The organism is Pseudomonas sp. SP16.1 (assembly GCF_052682975.1).
The window spans coordinates 2,215,672-2,231,732 of record NZ_JBQYFZ010000001.1; the positions used below are offsets into that span (position 1 = coordinate 2,215,672).

The 16,061-nt window shown below is 68.8% G+C and carries 10 protein-coding genes; 6 read left to right on the top strand and 4 right to left on the bottom strand.

Going from position 1 to position 16,061, the window contains the following annotated elements; genetic code table 11:
* The first annotated feature begins 9 nt into the window (after nucleotides 1-9).
* The 6 genes from nuoJ (at nucleotide 10) to ACUTAF_RS10805 (ending at nucleotide 6,930) form a co-directional block, all read left to right on the top strand.
* A complete protein-coding gene (gene nuoJ / locus ACUTAF_RS10780; RefSeq protein ID WP_445579948.1) occupies nucleotides 10-513 on the top strand; it encodes an NADH-quinone oxidoreductase subunit J in 504 nt (167 codons plus the stop codon).
* Nucleotides 513-821: an NADH-quinone oxidoreductase subunit NuoK gene (nuoK, locus tag ACUTAF_RS10785; protein ID WP_397487876.1), complete on the top strand. Its 309-nt coding sequence runs from the start codon at nucleotides 513-515 to the stop codon at nucleotides 819-821. The genes nuoJ and nuoK overlap by 1 nt, the downstream gene beginning before the upstream one ends.
* Nucleotides 818-2,665: an NADH-quinone oxidoreductase subunit L gene (nuoL, locus tag ACUTAF_RS10790; RefSeq protein ID WP_445579949.1), complete on the top strand. Its 1,848-nt coding sequence runs from the start codon at nucleotides 818-820 to the stop codon at nucleotides 2,663-2,665. The genes nuoK and nuoL overlap by 4 nt, the downstream gene beginning before the upstream one ends.
* Nucleotides 2,666-2,684: 19 nt before the next feature.
* Nucleotides 2,685-4,217 (top strand): NADH-quinone oxidoreductase subunit M, encoded by a 1,533-nt coding sequence (nuoM, locus tag ACUTAF_RS10795; RefSeq protein ID WP_445579950.1) that lies wholly within the window; start codon nucleotides 2,685-2,687, stop codon nucleotides 4,215-4,217.
* 6 nt (nucleotides 4,218-4,223) lie between these two features.
* Nucleotides 4,224-5,678: an NADH-quinone oxidoreductase subunit NuoN gene (gene nuoN, locus ACUTAF_RS10800; protein ID WP_445579951.1), complete on the top strand. Its 1,455-nt coding sequence runs from the start codon at nucleotides 4,224-4,226 to the stop codon at nucleotides 5,676-5,678.
* Nucleotides 5,679-5,922: 244 nt separating this feature from the next.
* Nucleotides 5,923-6,930 carry a TRAP transporter substrate-binding protein gene (locus ACUTAF_RS10805; RefSeq protein ID WP_445579952.1) on the top strand — a complete coding sequence of 336 codons (1,008 nt, stop codon included), beginning with the start codon at nucleotides 5,923-5,925 and terminating at the stop codon, nucleotides 6,928-6,930.
* A gap of 51 nt (nucleotides 6,931-6,981) precedes the next feature.
* On the opposite strand, the gene ACUTAF_RS10810 is transcribed toward ACUTAF_RS10805, so the two are convergent.
* The 4 genes from ACUTAF_RS10810 to ACUTAF_RS10825 are packed head-to-tail and all read right to left on the bottom strand — an operon-like array spanning nucleotide 6,982 to nucleotide 15,904.
* Nucleotides 6,982-8,457, bottom strand: a complete 1,476-nt coding sequence (locus ACUTAF_RS10810) for an efflux transporter outer membrane subunit (RefSeq protein WP_445579953.1) — start codon at nucleotides 8,455-8,457, stop codon at nucleotides 6,982-6,984.
* A complete protein-coding gene (locus ACUTAF_RS10815) occupies nucleotides 8,454-11,558 on the bottom strand; it encodes a multidrug efflux RND transporter permease subunit (RefSeq protein WP_445579954.1) in 3,105 nt (1,034 codons plus the stop codon). Before ACUTAF_RS10815 ends, ACUTAF_RS10810 begins: the two co-directional genes overlap by 4 nt.
* Nucleotides 11,559-14,651, bottom strand: a complete 3,093-nt coding sequence (locus ACUTAF_RS10820; protein WP_445579955.1) for an MdtB/MuxB family multidrug efflux RND transporter permease subunit — start codon at nucleotides 14,649-14,651, stop codon at nucleotides 11,559-11,561.
* Nucleotides 14,648-15,904: an MdtA/MuxA family multidrug efflux RND transporter periplasmic adaptor subunit gene (locus ACUTAF_RS10825; RefSeq protein WP_445579956.1), complete on the bottom strand. Its 1,257-nt coding sequence runs from the start codon at nucleotides 15,902-15,904 to the stop codon at nucleotides 14,648-14,650. Before ACUTAF_RS10825 ends, ACUTAF_RS10820 begins: the two co-directional genes overlap by 4 nt.
* Nucleotides 15,905-16,061 lie beyond the last annotated feature (157 nt).

Genomic DNA, 16,061 nt, shown 5'->3' on the forward strand with positions numbered 1-16,061 from the left:
CCACTGAGCATGGCCACCGCCTTCTACCTCTCCGGCGCCATTGCCCTGCTCGCCACGCTGCGGGTGATCGGCCACCACAACCCGATCCACGCCCTGCTCTACCTGATCATCTCGCTGCTGGCCGTGGCCATGTGCTTCTTCGCCCTCGGCGCGCCCTTCGCCGGGGCGCTGGAGATCATCGTCTACGCCGGGGCGATCATGGTGCTGTTCGTCTTCGTGGTGATGATGCTCAACCTCGGTCCGGCGGTGATCGCCCAGGAGCGCAAGTGGCTGACCCCGGGCATCTGGATCGGCCCCGGCATCCTCGCCGCACTGCTGCTGGCCTTGCTGCTGCATGCCCTGTGGCGGCTCGACGGCGGCCAGCCTCTGGGGCACACCACGGTGCCGCCCAAGGCGGTGGGCATCAGCCTGTTCGGCCCCTACCTGCTGGCGGTGGAACTGGCCTCGATGCTGCTGTTGGCGGCGCTGGTCGCCGCCTTCCACCTCGGCCGCGCGGAGGCCAACCAGCCATGATCGACACGGTACCGCTGGAACACGGCCTGGCCCTGGCCGTCCTGCTGTTCTGCCTGGGGCTGGTGGGCCTGCTGGTGCGGCGCAACATCCTGTTCATGCTGATGAGCCTGGAGGTGATGATGAACGCCGCCGCGCTGGCCTTCGTCGTCGCCGGCAGCCGCTGGGCGCAGGCCGACGGCCAGGTGATGTTCATCCTGGTGATCACCCTGGCCGCCGCCGAGGCGGCCATCGGCCTGGCCATCCTGCTGCAGCTGTACCGCCGCCACGACAGCCTCGACATCGACTCGGCCAGCGAGATGCGCGGATGAACCTGTTGCCCCTGACCCTGCTCCTGCCGCTGCTCGGCTTCCTCGCCCTGGCGTTCTCCCGCGGGCGCCTGAGCGAGAACCAGGCGGCGACCATCGGCGTCGGCTCGGTCGGCCTCGCCGCGCTGACCGCGCTGTGGGTCGGCTGGCAGTTCCTCAGCGCGCCGCCGGCCGGCGGCGTCCATGTCCAGCCGCTGTGGCAGTGGCTGGAGGTGGACGGTTTTACCCCGGCCATCGCCCTGCACCTGGACGGCCTGTCGCTGACCCTGCTCGGCGTGGTCAGCGGCGTCGGCTTTCTCATCCACCTGTTCGCCAGCTGGTACATGCGCGGCGAGGAAGGCTACGCGCGCTTCTTCGCCTACATGAACCTGTTCGTCGCCAGCATGTTGCTGCTGGTGCTCGGCGACAATCTGCTGGCGCTCTACTTCGGCTGGGAAGGCGTGGGCCTGTGCAGCTACCTGCTGATCGGCTTCTACTACCGCAACCCGGCCAACGGCGCGGCGGCGCTGAAGGCCTTCATCGTCACCCGCATCGGCGACGTGTTCCTCGCCCTCGGCCTGTTCCTGCTCTACCACGCCCTCGGCACGCTGAACATCCGCGAGCTGCTGGAGCTGGCGCCGCAACGCTTCGCCAGCGGCGATGCGCTGCTGACCCTGGCCACCCTGCTGCTGCTCGGCGGCGCGGTGGGCAAGTCGGCGCAGCTGCCGCTGCAGACCTGGCTGGCCGACGCCATGGCCGGCCCGACCCCGGTGTCGGCGCTGATCCACGCCGCCACCATGGTCACCGCCGGGGTCTACCTGATCGCCCGCTGCCACGGCCTGTTCAGCCTGGCGCCGCTGAGCCTCGGCCTGGTCGGCGCGGTAGGCGCCATCACCCTGCTGCTGGCCGGCTGCGCGGCGCTGGTGCAGCGTGACATCAAGCGCATCCTGGCCTACTCGACCATGAGCCAGATCGGCTACATGTTCCTCGCCCTGGGCGTCGGCGCCTGGCAGGCGGCGATCTTCCACCTGATGACCCACGCCTTCTTCAAGGCCCTGCTGTTTCTCAGCGCCGGCGCGGTGATCAACGCCTGCCACCACGAGCAGGACATCTTCAAGATGGGCGGCCTGCGCCGACGCCTGCCCCTGGTCTACGCCTGCTTCCTGGTCGGCGGCGGCGCCCTGGCCGCGCTGCCGCTGGTGACCGCCGGCTTCTATTCCAAGGACGAGATCCTCTGGCAGGCCCTGGCCGGCGGCGAGCGCCTGCTGCTCGCGGCCGGTCTGGTCGGCGCCCTGCTCACCTCGCTGTACACCTTCCGCCTGATCTTCATCGCCTTCCACGGCCCAGCGCAGATCGACGCCCACCCCGGCCAGGGCCTCGCCCACTGGCTGCCGCTGGGCCTGCTGCTGGTGCTGTCGACCTTCGTCGGCGGCCTGATCGTCCCGCCGCTGGCCGATGTGCTGCCGGCCGGTCCCGGGGCGGCCCACGGCGATGGCAGGCTGGGCCTGGAGCTGCTGTCCTCGGCGGTGGCGATCATCGGCGTGGCGCTGGCCGCCGGGCTGTTCCTCGGCCAGCGCCGGCACGTCGCGGCACTGGCCGCCAGCGCCCCGGGACGCCTGCTGGTGGCCTGGTGGGGCGCGGCCTGGGGCTTCGACTGGCTCTACCAACGGCTGTTCGTGCTGCCCTACCTGTGGCTGTGCCGGCTGCTGGCCCGCGACCCCTGCGACCGCGGCCTCGGCCTGCTGCCGCGCCTGGCGCGGCTGGCGCACCTACTGCTGAGCCTGAGCCAGACCGGCCGGCTGCGCTGGTACGCCGCCTCGCTAGCGGGCGGCGCGGTATTGCTATTGGGGGCCCTGGCATGGTCCTGAATCTGCTCATGGAGGCGAGATGATCCTGCCCTGGCTGATCCTTATCCCCTTTATCGGCGGCCTGCTGTGCTGGCTCGGCGAGCAGCGCAGCCAGACCATGCCGCGCTGGCTGGCGCTGCTGACCATGTTCGCGGTGCTGGCGCTGGGCCTGGCGCTGTGGGCCCAGGGCGACTTCCAGCTGGCGCCGATGCCGGGCCGCGATCCCGTCTGGGAGCTGGAGTTCAAGCAGCCGTGGATTCCCCGCCTGGGCATCAATATCCACCTGGCGCTGGACGGCCTGTCACTGCTGATGATCCTCCTCACCGGCCTGCTCGGGGTGCTCTCGGTGCTCTGCTCCTGGCGCGAGATCCAGGCGCGGGTGGGCTTCTTCCACCTCAACCTGATGTGGATTCTCGGTGGGGTGATCGGTGTGTTCCTCGCCCTCGACCTGTTCCTGTTCTTCTTCTTCTGGGAAATGATGCTGGTGCCGATGTACTTCCTCATCGCCCTGTGGGGGCACAGCGCGGCGGACGGCAGCAGCTCGCGGATCAATGCGGCGACCAAGTTCTTCATCTACACCCAGGCCAGCGGCCTGATCATGCTGGTGGCCATCCTCGGCCTGGTCTTCAGCCACTTCAACGGCAGCGGCGTGCTCACCTTCGACTACGCCCTGCTGTTGCGCACCGAACTCGCACCCGGCCTGGAATACCTGCTGATGCTGGGTTTCTTCGTCGCCTTCGCGGTCAAGCTGCCGGTGGTGCCGCTGCACTCCTGGCTGCCCGACGCCCATGCCCAGGCGCCTACCGCAGGCTCGGTGGACCTGGCCGGTATCCTGCTGAAGACCGCCGCCTACGGCCTGCTGCGCTTCGCCGTGCCGCTGTTTCCCAACGCCTCGGCCGAATTCGCCCCCATCGCCATGGGCCTCGGCCTGCTCGGCATCGTCTACGGCGCGCTGCTGGCCTTCGCCCAGAGCGACATCAAGCGGCTGATCGCCTACACCAGTGTCTCGCACATGGGCTTTATCCTGATCGGCATCTACAGCGGCCACCCCCTGGCGCTGCAGGGCGTGGTGGTGCAGATGCTCGCCCACGGTCTGTCGGCGGCGGCGCTGTTCATCCTCTGCGGCCAGCTCTATGAACGCCTGCACACCCGCGAGCTGGGACAGATGGGTGGACTGTGGAGCCGCATGCACTACCTGCCGGGGATCACCCTGTTCTTCGCCGCCGCCAGTCTGGGCATGCCCGGCACCGGCAATTTCGTCGGCGAATTCCTGATCCTGCTCGGCGCGTTCAAGGACTGGCCCTGGTTCACCGTCGTCGCCGCCAGCGGCCTGATGCTGGCCTCGGTCTATGCCCTGAGCATGATGCAGCGCGCCTTCTACGGGCCGGCCAAAAGCGAGGCGGCGCTGCAGGCGCTGGACGGCCGCGAGCTGGCCATGCTGCTCGGCCTGGTGGCGCTGCTGCTGTGGCTCGGGCTGTTCCCCCAGGCGGTGCTGGACACCTCGGCGGCCAGCATGCAGGGCGTGCAGCAGTGGCTGAGCGCGGCCCTCGCCCAATTGACGGTCGCGAGGTAGCCGGCCATGGATCTACGCCTCGAGCACTTCATCGCCCTGCTGCCGCTGCTGGTCTGCGCCGCCACCGCCATCGCGGTGATGCTCGGCATCGCCTGGCGCCGCAGCCATCGGCAGAGCTTCCTGCTCAGCGTGATCGGCCTCAACCTGGCGCTGCTGGCCCTGCTGCCCGCGCTGCGGGTGATGCCGCTGGAGGTCACCCCGCTGCTGCGCATCGACAGCTTCGCCGCCTTCTACATGGGGCTGATCCTGGCGGCCACCCTGGCCTGCGTGACCCTGGCCCACGCCTACCTCGGCGAGGGCCGCGGCAAGGGCTACCCGGGCAATCGCGAGGAACTCTACCTGCTGATGCTGCTCAGTGCCTGCGGCGGCCTGGTGCTGGTCAGCGCGCAGCACCTGGCCGGGCTGTTCATCGGCCTGGAACTGCTCTCGGTGCCGACCTACGCCCTGGTCGCCTACGCCTTCTTCAACCGCCGCTCGCTGGAGGCCGGGATCAAGTACATGATCCTCTCCGCCGCCGGCAGCGCCTTCCTGCTGCTGGGCATGGCGCTGCTCTACGCCGAATCCGGCAGCCTGGCCTTCGCCGCCATCGGCGCCAGCCTCGGCACTCCTGGCCTGCTGGCGCAGTCGGCGCTGGGGCTGATGCTGGTGGGCCTGGCCTTCAAGCTGTCGCTGGTGCCGTTCCACCTGTGGACGCCGGACGTCTACGAAGGCGCGCCGGCGCCGGTCGCCGCCTTCCTCGCCACCGCCAGCAAGGTGGCGGTGTTCGCCGCCCTGTTGCGCCTGTTCCAGCTGGCGCCGGTGGCCGCCGCGCCGGCCCTGCACGAGCTGCTCGCGGCCCTGGCGGTGGCCTCGATCCTGGTGGGCAACCTGCTGGCGCTGCTGCAGAACAACCTCAAGCGCCTGCTCGGCTATAGCTCCATCGCCCACTTCGGCTACCTGCTGCTGGCGCTGGTGGCCAGCCGCGGCCTGGCCCTGGAAGCCGCCGCGGTGTACCTGGCGACCTACGTGCTGACCACCCTCGGCGCCTTCGGCGTGATCAGCCTGATGTCCACCCCCTACAGCGGCCGCGACGCCGACGCGCTGTACGAATACCGCGGGCTGTTCTGGCGCCGCCCCTACCTGACTGCGGTGCTCACCGTGATGATGCTGTCGCTGGCGGGAATTCCGCTCACCGCCGGCTTCATCGGCAAGTTCTACCTGATCGCCGTCGGCGTCGAGGCGCGCCTGTGGTGGCTGCTCGGCGCCCTGGTGCTGGGCAGCGCCATCGGCCTGTTCTACTACCTGCGGGTGATGGTCACCCTCTACCTGCGCGAGCCCAACCTGCATCGCCACGACGCGCCCTTCGACTGGGGCCAGCGCGCCGGCGGCATGATGCTGTTGCTGGTGGCGCTGCTGGCGTTCGCCATCGGCGTCTATCCGCAACCCCTGCTGGCCATGCTGCAGGGCGTCGCGCCGAGCTGACACCGGCAAGATTTCGCCGAGCCGGAAAGCACAGGTGGCGACTTTCCGCCATCGCCCGTGCGCTGCGTCACAGGGCTTTTCCCGTACCCAGGGTGCTGGCGGAAAGTCGCCGCCCTGGCACAGCCCTTGCCATGTAGCCACCAGCCTTGGCCGGAATCCGGCGCTGCCGAGCTCCGCCGCCGCCAACGCAACCGACACCGGGCGCTCCGGCGCCTCACGACCGATAAGAAGAAAAGGTAGCAGCATGTTCAATACCATCCGCGCCCTGGCCGTCTGCGCCCTGGCGCTCAGCTCGCTCGTGGCGCTCACCGCCCGCGCCGACGACCCCATACTGATCAAGTTCTCCCACGTGGTCGCCGACGGCACGCCCAAGGGCCAGGGCGCGCTGCTGTTCAAGCAGCTGGTGGAAGAGCGTCTGGCCGGCAAGGTCAGGGTCGAGGTCTACCCCAACTCCAGCCTGTACGGCGACGCCAACGAGCTGGAGGCCCTGCGCAACGACGAGGTGCAGCTGCTGGCGCCCTCGCTGGCCAAGTTCGAGCGCTACACCAAGCAATTGCAGGTGTTCGACCTGCCCTTTTTGTTCGACGACCTCGAGGCGGTCAACCGCTTCCAGAAACGCGCGAAGGGTCGCCAGCTGCTGCGCTCGATGGAGGATCACAACATCGTCGGCCTGGCCTATTGGCACAACGGCATGAAGCAGCTCTCCGCCAGCCGCGCGCTGCAGATGCCCGGCGACGCCAATGGCCTGAGCTTTCGCATCCAGCCCTCGGCGGTGCTCGAGGCGCAGTTCCGCCAGCTCGGCGCAGGCGCGCAGAAGCTGCCGTTCTCGGAGGTGTTCAAGGCGCTGCAGAGCGGCCAGGTGCAGGGCGCGGAAAATCCCTGGTCGAACATCCATAGCCAGAAGCTGCACGAGGTGCAGCCCTTCATCAGCGAGACCAACCACGGCGTGCTCGACTACATGCTGGTGAGCAACTCGCGCTTCTGGTACGGCATTCCGCACCAGCTCCGCATGGAACTGGAAGGCATCATCGACGAGGTGACCTACGCGGTGAACCGCCAGGCCGAGGGCGCCAACCAGGCCGACCGCCAGCGTATCGTCGATTCCGGACGCAGCCAGGTGCTCAAGCTCAGCGCCGAGCAGCGCCAGGCCTGGCGCGACGCCATGCGCCCGGTGTGGCAGCAGTTCGAAACCGCGATCGGCAGCGATGTGATCAAGGCCGCGCAGACGGTCAACCGCAAGCACCGCGACTAAGCGCTCGGGCTGCATGGCGGATACTCGCCACGCAGCCGACAACCCGGCCGGCTACTCCGCTTCGGCCGGCTGCTCGTGCAACTGTCCGAGCTGCCAGCCGCCGCCGAGGGCGGCGATCAGCTGCACGCTGGCGGTCAGCCGGCTGCCGAGCAGGGTCAGGCTGGAACGCTCGTTGCTCAGCGCGGTGGCCTGCACGTTGACCACGCTGTTGAAGTCCACGGTGCCGGCGCGGTACTGGTTTTCGATCAGGCGCAGCGACTCGCGCGCGGCGTCCAGCGCCTGCTGCTGCACCCCGCTCTCCTGCTCCAGCACGCGCAGCTGCACCAGGTAGTCTTCCACCTCGCGGAAGCTGTCGAGCACCGCCTGGCGATACTGCGCCACGGTCTGGTCGTAGACCGCCTCGCTGCGCTCCAGCTCGGCGCGGCGGGCGCCGCCGTCGAACAGGCTCAACGCCAGTTGCGGGCCGAGTGACCAGAAGCGGTTGGGCACCTCGATCCAGTCGGCGAAGCTGCTGCCGCGGTAGCCGCCACTGGCCGAGATCGTCAGATCGGGGAACCAGGCGGCCTCGGCCACGCCGATCTGCGCATTGGCGGCCATCACCCGGCGCTCGGCGGCGGCCACGTCCGGGCGCCGTTCGAGCAGCTGCGAGGGCAGCGCCACGGGGATCTGCGGCAGCCCCGGCACGCTGTCGCGCGCGGCGATGGACAGTTCGGCCGGGCTGGCGCCGACCAGCACGGCGATGGCGTGCTCCAGCTGGGCGCGCTGCCACTCGAGATCGATGGCCTGGGCCTGGGTGCTCCTGAGCTGGGTGATGGCCTGGGTCACGTCGGACTTGGGCACGATGCCGGCGTTGTACTGGTTCTCGGTCAGGCGCAGCGAACGGGCATAGGCGGCGACCGTGGCATCGAGCAGGCGCTTCTGCTCATCCAGCACGCGCAGCTGCAGGTAGTTCTGCACCAGCTCGCTCTGCAGGCTCAGGCGCGCGGCGGCCAGATCGGCGGCGCTGGCGTCGTACTCGGCGCGGCTGGCTTCCAGGCCGCGGCGCAGCTTGCCCCAGATGTCCAGCTCCCAGGCGGCATTGAGGCCCAGTTCATAGGTCTTGGAGATGCTCGAGGCATTCGCGCCGCTGACGCTCACCCCGTCACTGGTGCTGATGGTGCTGTCGCCGCCGCCCTGCCCCGCGCGGGTCACCCCGGCGCTGGCGGACAGGCTCGGGTAGAAGCTGGCGCGCGCGCCGCGCACCAGGGCGCGCGCCTGGCGGTACTGGGCCTCGGCGGCGGCCAGGTTCTGGTTGGACAGCTGCAGGCGCTCGACCAGCGCGTTGAGTTCGGCGTCGCCGTACAGCTGCCACCAGGCGCCGCGCTCCAGGGAGTCGCCGGGGCTGGCCGCCTTCCAGCCTTCGATCTGCTTGAACTGCGTGGGCGCCGCCAGCTCGGGGCGCTGGTAGTCGGGGCCGAGCATGCAGCCACTCAGCACGCCGGCCAGCAGCAGGGACAGGAGGGTTTTGCCGACAGGAGCCTGGGTCATAGCGGATTTTCCAACGAAGCATCGGTGCGCACGCCGCGCCAGCGGTTGACGCGGTGGCGCAGGCGGTCGAAGTAGAGGTAGATCACCGGCGTGGTGTAGAGGGTCAGCAACTGGCTGAGCACCAGGCCGCCGACTATGGTGATGCCCAGCGGCTGGCGCATCTCCGACCCCTCGGCGCTGCCCAGCACCAGCGGCAGCGCGCCGAGAATCGCCGCCAGGGTGGTCATCAGGATCGGCCGGAAGCGCAGCAGGCAGGCGCGGCGAATGGATTCCTGCGGGCTGAGGCGCTCGCCGCGTTCCAATTGCAGGGCCAGGTCGACCATCAGGATGGCGTTCTTCTTGACGATGCCGATCAGCAGGAACAGCCCCAGCAGCGAGATCAGGCTGAACTCCATGCCCACCAGCTGCAGCGCGAGCAAGGCGCCGACGCCGGCCGAGGGCAAGGTGGAGAGGATGGTCAGCGGATGGATGTAGCTCTCGTAGAGCACGCCGAGGACCAGGTACACCACCACCAGCGCCAGCAGGATCATCAGCGGCTGGTTGTCCTGGGTCTGCTGGAAGGCCGCACCGGTGCCGCCGAGCATGCCCTGCACCTCGCTGGGCAGGCCGAGCCGCGCCACCGCCGCCTCGATGGCGCGGCTGGCCTGGTCCAGGCTCACCCCCTCGGCGAGGGAAAAGCCGATGTTCTCGGCGGCGAACTGGCCCTGGTGGTTGACCCGGTCCTCCTCCAGGCTGCGCTCCCAGCGGGCGAAGGTGGACAGCGGCACACGCGCACCAGCGGCGGTGATCAGCTGGATCTGGTCCAGCGCCTCGGGGTGCTGGGCGTACTGTGGGTTGATCTCCATCACCACGCTGTACTGGTTCAGCGCCTCGTAGATGGTCGATACCTGACGCTGGCTGAAGGCGTTGTTGAGCACCGCGGTGATCATGCTCATCTCCACGCCCAGGCGCTGCGCCGCTTCGCGGTCCACCACCAGGCGAATCTGCTGGGCGCCCTCGTTTTCCTTGGCGTCGATATCGGTCAGCTCGGGCAGCGCGCGCAGCGCCTCGCGCACCTTGGGCAGCCACTGGCGCAGCACGTCGAGGTCGCCCGACAGCAGCATGTACTCGTTCTCCGAGCTGCGCCCCTCGCGCCCGCCGATCTGCAGGTCCTGGTCCGGCATGAGGAACATGCGCCCGCCCGGCACCTTGGGCACGCTGGCGCGCAGGCGGTTGATCACCTGCTGCGCGGACGCCTCGCGCTCACCCACAGGCTTCAAGCGCACGATCATAAAGGCGTTGTTGATCCCGCCGCTGCCGCCGATGAAGCCGGCCACGCTGTGCACCGCCGGGTCGGCCAGCACCGCCTTGCGGAAGATCTCCATCTTCGGCTGCATGACCTGGAACGACAGGCCGTCGTCGCCGCGGATAAAGCCGATCAGCTGGCCGGTGTCCTGCTGCGGCATGAAGGTCTTGGGAATGCTGACGAACAGGTAGACGTTCAGCGCGATGGTCGCCAACAGGCTCAGCAGCATCAGCAGCGAGTGACGCAGCGCCCAGTCCAGGCTGCGCCCGTAGAAGGCCAGCACGCGGTTCTGCAGGCGCTCGCCCCACTGCTGCAGGCGGCCCTGCGGCTGCTCGGCCTCGGCCTTGAGCCAGCGTGCGCAGAGCATCGGCGTCAACGTCAGCGACACCACCAGGGAGATCACCACGGCCACCGCCAGGGTGATGGAGAACTCGCGGAACAGCCGCTCGACTATGCCGCCCATGAACAGGATGGAGACGAACACCGCGACCAGCGACAGGTTCATCGACAGCAGGGTGAAGCCGACTTCGCGGGCGCCCTTGAACGCCGCGTCCATCGGTTTCTCGCCGTTATGAATGTGCCGCGAGATGTTCTCCAGCACCACGATGGCGTCGTCCACCACCAGGCCGGTGGCGATGATCAGCGCCATCAGCGACAGGTTGTTCAGCGAAAAACCCAGCAGGTACATGGCGGCGAAACTGCCGATCAGCGACACCGGCACCGCCAGCGCCGGAATCAGCGCCGCCCGCCAGCGACCAAGGAAGGCCAGCACCACCAGAATCACCAGGGCCACGGCGATCAGCAGGGTCTGCTCGGCCTCGTGCAGGGTGGCGCGGATCACCGGCGAGCGATCCATGGCCACCTCCAGTTGCACGCTGGCCGGAATCACCTCGCGCAGCGCCGGCAGTTCGGCACGGATATCGGCGATGGTCTGCAGGATATTCGCCCCGCTCTGCCGGTTGACCACCAGCAGCACGGCTTCCTGGTCGTTGAAGAAGCCGCTGTTGTAGCGGTCCTCGACGCCGTCGCTGACCCTGGCCACATCGCCCAGGCGCACCGCGGCGCCGTCCTGGTAACGGATGATCATCGGCAGGTAGTCGGCGGCCTTGGCCAGCTGGTCGCTGGCCTGCACCTGCCAGCGGCGCTGCGCGTCCTCCACCGCGCCCTTGGGGCGCAGCGCATTGCTCGCGGCGATGGTCTGGCGCACCTCGTCGAGGGCGATGCCGTACTGATCGAGCAGGCGCGGCTCCAGCGCCACCCGCACCGCCGGCAGCGAACTGCCGCCGACCTGCACCTCGCCAACGCCGCCGACCTGGGCCAGTTTCTGCGCCAGGATGGTCGAGGCGACGTCGTACAGCTGGCCCTTGTTGAGCGTCGCGCTGGTCAGCGAGATGACCATGATCGGCGCCTGCGACGGATTGATCTTGCGGTAGCTGGGCATCGTGCGCATGCCGCCGGGCAGCAGCTCGCGCGCGGCATTGATCGCCGCCTGCACCTCGCGCGCGGCGGTGTTGATGTCCTTGTCCAGGTCGAACTGGATCATGATCCGCGTGTTGCCCTGGCTGCTGCGGCTGTTCATCTGGCTGATGCCGGCGATGGTGCCGAGCGAGCGCTCCAGCGGCGTGGCCACGGTCGAGGCCATGATCTGCGGGCTGGCGCCGGGCAGGCTGGCCTGCACGGTGATGGTGGGGAAATCCATCTGCGGCAGCGGCGCCACCGGCAGCAGGCCGAAGCTGACGCCGCCGAGCAGCATGATGGCCAGGCTCAGCAGCAGGGTCGCCACCGGGCGACGGATAAAGGGGGCGGAGAGGTTCATCTAGACCGCCAGCCCCGCCGCGCTGCGCCCGCTGACGCGGCGCGACAGACGATCGAAGTACAGGTAGATCACCGGCGTGGTGAACAGGGTCAGTACCTGGCTGAGCAGCAGGCCGCCGACCATCACCAGGCCCAGCGGCTGGCGCAGCTCGGCGCCGGAACCCGAGGCCAGCATCAGCGGGATGGCGCCGAACAGCGCGGCCAGGGTGGTCATCAGGATCGGGCGGAAACGCAGCAGCGCCGCCTGGTAGATCGCCGCCTCGGGCGCCATGCCCTGGTTGCGCTCGGCCTCCAGGGCGAAGTCGATCATCATGATCGCGTTCTTCTTGACGATGCCGATCAACAGGATGATGCCGATGATGGCGATCAGGCCCAGGTCGTTGCCGGTCAACAGCAGCGCCAGCAAGGCGCCGACCCCGGCCGAGGGCAGCGTGGAGAGAATGGTGATCGGGTGGATGTAGCTCTCGTAGAGCACGCCGAGCACGATGTACATGGTGATGATGGCCGCCAGGATCAGCAGCAAGGTCGAGCTCAGCGAGGCGCGGAAGGCCTCGGCGGCGCCCTGGAACTGGGTGTCGATGGCGCCGGGCAGGCCGACCTCCTGCTCCACCCGCTCGATCACCGCCACCGCCTCGCCCAGCGACACCCCCGGGGCCAGGTTGAACGACAGGGTCACCGCCGGGAACTGGCCGATATGGTTGACCAGCAGGCTGGCCGGACGCTCCTCGATGCGCGCCAGCGAGGCCAGCGGCACCTGCTGGCCGTCGCCGCTGGCGACGTGGATCTGCTCCAGCGCCGCCAGGCCGATGCGCCCGCCGTCGCGGCTCTCCAGCACCACGCGGTACTGGCTGGCCTGGGTGTAGATGGTGCTGATCTGACGTTGGCCAAAGGCGTCGTACAGCGCGTCGTCGATGTCGCCGACGCTGATGCCCAGACGCGCGGCGGCGTCGCGGTCGATCTGCAGGTACACCTGCAGGCCGCGGTTCTGCAGGTCGCTGGCGACGTCGGTGAGCGCCGGCTGCTGGCGCAACGCCTCGACCAGGCGCGGCGTCCAATGCTCCAGCAGCGCGCCGTCCGGCGACTCCAGGGTGAACTGGAACTGGGTGCGGCTGATGCGATCCTCGATGGTCAGATCCTGCACCGGCTGCATGTACAGCTCGATCCCGGGAATCCGCGCCAGCGCGGGACGCAGGCGCTCGATCACGGCGCTGGCGGTGACGTCGCGCGCGGCATGCGGCTTGAGGTTGATCAGCAGACGGCCGCTGTTGAGCGTCGGGTTGTCGCCGTCGACGCCGATGGACGAGGACAGGCTGGCCACCGCCGGGTCGCGCAGGATGACATCGGCCAGGCGCTGCTGGCGCTCGCTCATGGCGGCGAAGGAAATCGACTGCGGCGCCTCGGAAATGCCCTGGATCACCCCGGTGTCCTGCACCGGGAAGAAGCCCTTGGGCACCGCCAGGTAGAGCAGCACGGTCAGGCCCAGGGTGGCCACCGCCACCAGCAGGGTCAGCGGCTGGCGCCTGAGTACCCAGGTCAGCCAGACGCCGTAGCGCGCGATCATGGCGTCGATGAAAGCGCTGGCGGCGCGGTAGAAGCGCCCTTCGTCCTCGGGCTTCTCGGCCTTGAGCAGGCGCGCGCACATCATCGGCGTGAGGGTCAGCGACACCACCAGGGAAATCAGGATGGCCACCGCCAGGGTGATGGCGAATTCGCGGAACAGCCGCCCGACCACGTCGGCCATGAATAGCAGCGGGATCAGCACCGCGATCAGCGACAGGGTCAGCGAGACCAGGGTGAAGCCGATCTGCCGCGCGCCCTTGAGTGCGGCGTTCAGCGGCGTCTCGCCCTGCTCCAGGTGGCGGGCGATGTTCTCCAGCATGACGATGGCGTCGTCGACCACGAAACCGGTGGCGATGGTCAGCGCCATCAGCGTCAGGTTGTTGATGGTGAAGCCGGCCAGGTACATCACGCCGAAGGTGCCGATCAGCGACAGTGGCACGACGATGGACGGGATGATGGTCGCCGACAACTTGCGCAGGAACAGGAAGGTCACCATCACCACCAGGGCGATGGCCAGCAGCAGTTCGTGCTGTACATCGCGCACTGCAGCGCGGATGGTCTGGGTGCGGTCGGTGAGCACCTTGACCTCGACGCTGGCCGGCAGGCCCTCGGTCAGATGCGGCAACAGGGTCTGGATGCGGTCGACCACCTCGATCACGTTGGCGCCGGGCTGACGCTGCACGTTGACCAGTACCGCCTGGTTGCGGTTGGCCCAGGCCGCCAGACGCTCGTTCTCGGCGCCATCGATGATCTCGGCGACATCCTTCAGACGCAGCGCCGCGCCGTTCTGGTAGCTCAGGATCAGCTCGCGGTATTCCGCCACGGATTTCAGCTGGTCGTTGGCGTCGAGCTGGGAAACCCGCGTCGGCCCGTCGAAGTTGCCCTTGGGCTGGTTGACGTTGCTGGCGGTGATCAGATTGCGCACGTCGGCCAGGCTCAGGCCGTAGGACGCCAGCGCCTCGGGATTGACCCGGATACGCACCGCCGGACGCTGGCCGCCGGCCAGGGTGACCAGGCCGACGCCGCTGGTCTGCGCCAGTTTCTGCGCCAGGCGGGTGTCCACCAGGTCGAAAACCCGCGGCAGCGGCAGGCTCGCCGAGCTGACCGCCAGGGTCAGCACCGGGGTGTCGGCCGGGTTGACCTTGTTGTACACCGGCGGCGCCGGCAGGTCGCCGGGCAGCAGGTTGCTCGCCGCGTTGATCGCCGCCTGCACCTCCTGCTCGGCCACCGCCAGGGATACCTCCAGATTGAAGCGCAGGGTGATCACCGAGGCGCCGCCGGAGCTGGTCGAGGACATCTGCTTGAGGCCGGCCATCTGGCCGAACTGGCGCTCCAGCGGCGCGGTCACCGCGCTGGTCATCACCTCCGGGCTGGCGCCCGGATAGAGGGTCAGCACGCGGATGGTCGGGTAATCCACCTCCGGCAATGCCGAGACCGGCAGCAGGCGGTAGGCGATCAGACCGCTGAGGAAGATCGCCACCATCAGCAGCGTGGTGGCGACCGGCCGCAGGATGAAGGGGTGGGAGATGTTCATGCGTCGTTCCGCGGCTCGGCAGAACGCTCGCCCCGGCCCGGCTTGCCGCCCTCGCTCAGCGGTTGACGCGCCGCACCGTCCGGGCTATGAACCACGGCCGGGTCGATCACCTCGACCTGGCTGCCGTCGCGCAGGCGGTCGGTGCCCTCCAGCACCAGCCGTTCGCCAGGCTGCACGCCATCGGCCACCAGGCTGCGCTCGGCGTCACTGGCGGCGATGGTCACCGGCCGCAGACTGATCTTGCTGCCTTCGTCGACCACGTAGACGAAGGTGCCCTGGGCGCCGAACTGCACGGCGGCCGAGGGGATGATGGTGGCCGCCTTGCGGGTTTCCACGCGCAGGCGCACGTTGACGAACTGGTTGGGGAACAGCATCTGCTCGGCATTGGCGAAGCGCGCCTTGAGCTTGACCGTGCCGGTGGCGGTGTCGATCTGGTTGTCCAGGCTCTCCAGCACGCCCTCGGCCAGTTTCAGCCGCTCGCCGCGGTCCCAGGCCTCCACCGCCAGGGTCGCGCCACCGCGGGTGCGTTGCAGCACCGCCGGCAGGTCGCCCTCGGGGATGGTGAAGGTCACCGCGATCGGCAGGGTCTGGGTGATCACCACCAGCGGCGTGGTGTCGCCGGCGCTGACCAGGTTGCCGACGTCCAGCTGGCGCAGCCCGAGACGGCCGGAGATCGGAGCGCGGATCTGGGTGAAGTCGAGATTGAGCCTGGCCGTGGCGACATCCGCCTGGTAGCTCTGCAGGCTGCCGCGGTACTGGCTGACCAAGGCCTGCTGGGTGTCGAGGGTCTGCTTGGCGATGCTGTCTTCGGCGTACAGGCCCTGGTAGCGGGCCAGGTCCAGCTCGGCGTTCTTCAGCTGCGCCTGCTGCTCCTGCAGCGCGCCCTGGGCCTGCTGCAGCGCCGCCTGGTAGGGGCGCGGGTCGATCACCGCGAGCAGATCGCCGGCCGCCACCTGCTGGCCCTCCTCGAACAGCACCTTGACCAGCTCGCCGTCCACCCGCGAACGCAGGTTGACCGTGTTGTAGGCGGTGACCGTGCCGAGGGCCTTGAGCTCGACGGCGAAGTCGTCGCGGCGCACCTCGGCCACCCGCACCGGCACCGGGCCCATGTCGCCGAAGCGGCCAGCGCCCATCGGCGCCTGCGCCTTGCTCGGCCAGAACCACCAGAGCAACAGCAGCAGCACGGCGAGCAGACTCAGGCCGATCAGCCACTGGCGGGAGGTTCGCGAGGCGGTCGAGGCGGTATCGGACATGGCGGGGACGGGTCACTTCGTGAGGGAGTCGGAACGATAAGCACTGACACCCGGCAAGCAAAGCCCATTTACCCGCTTTTTACGCTCCTCTTACGTTACCAACTGTTTGCACAGTGAGCAGCCCGGAGGCAATCCGGGGCAAGGCCTGCGCCCTGCC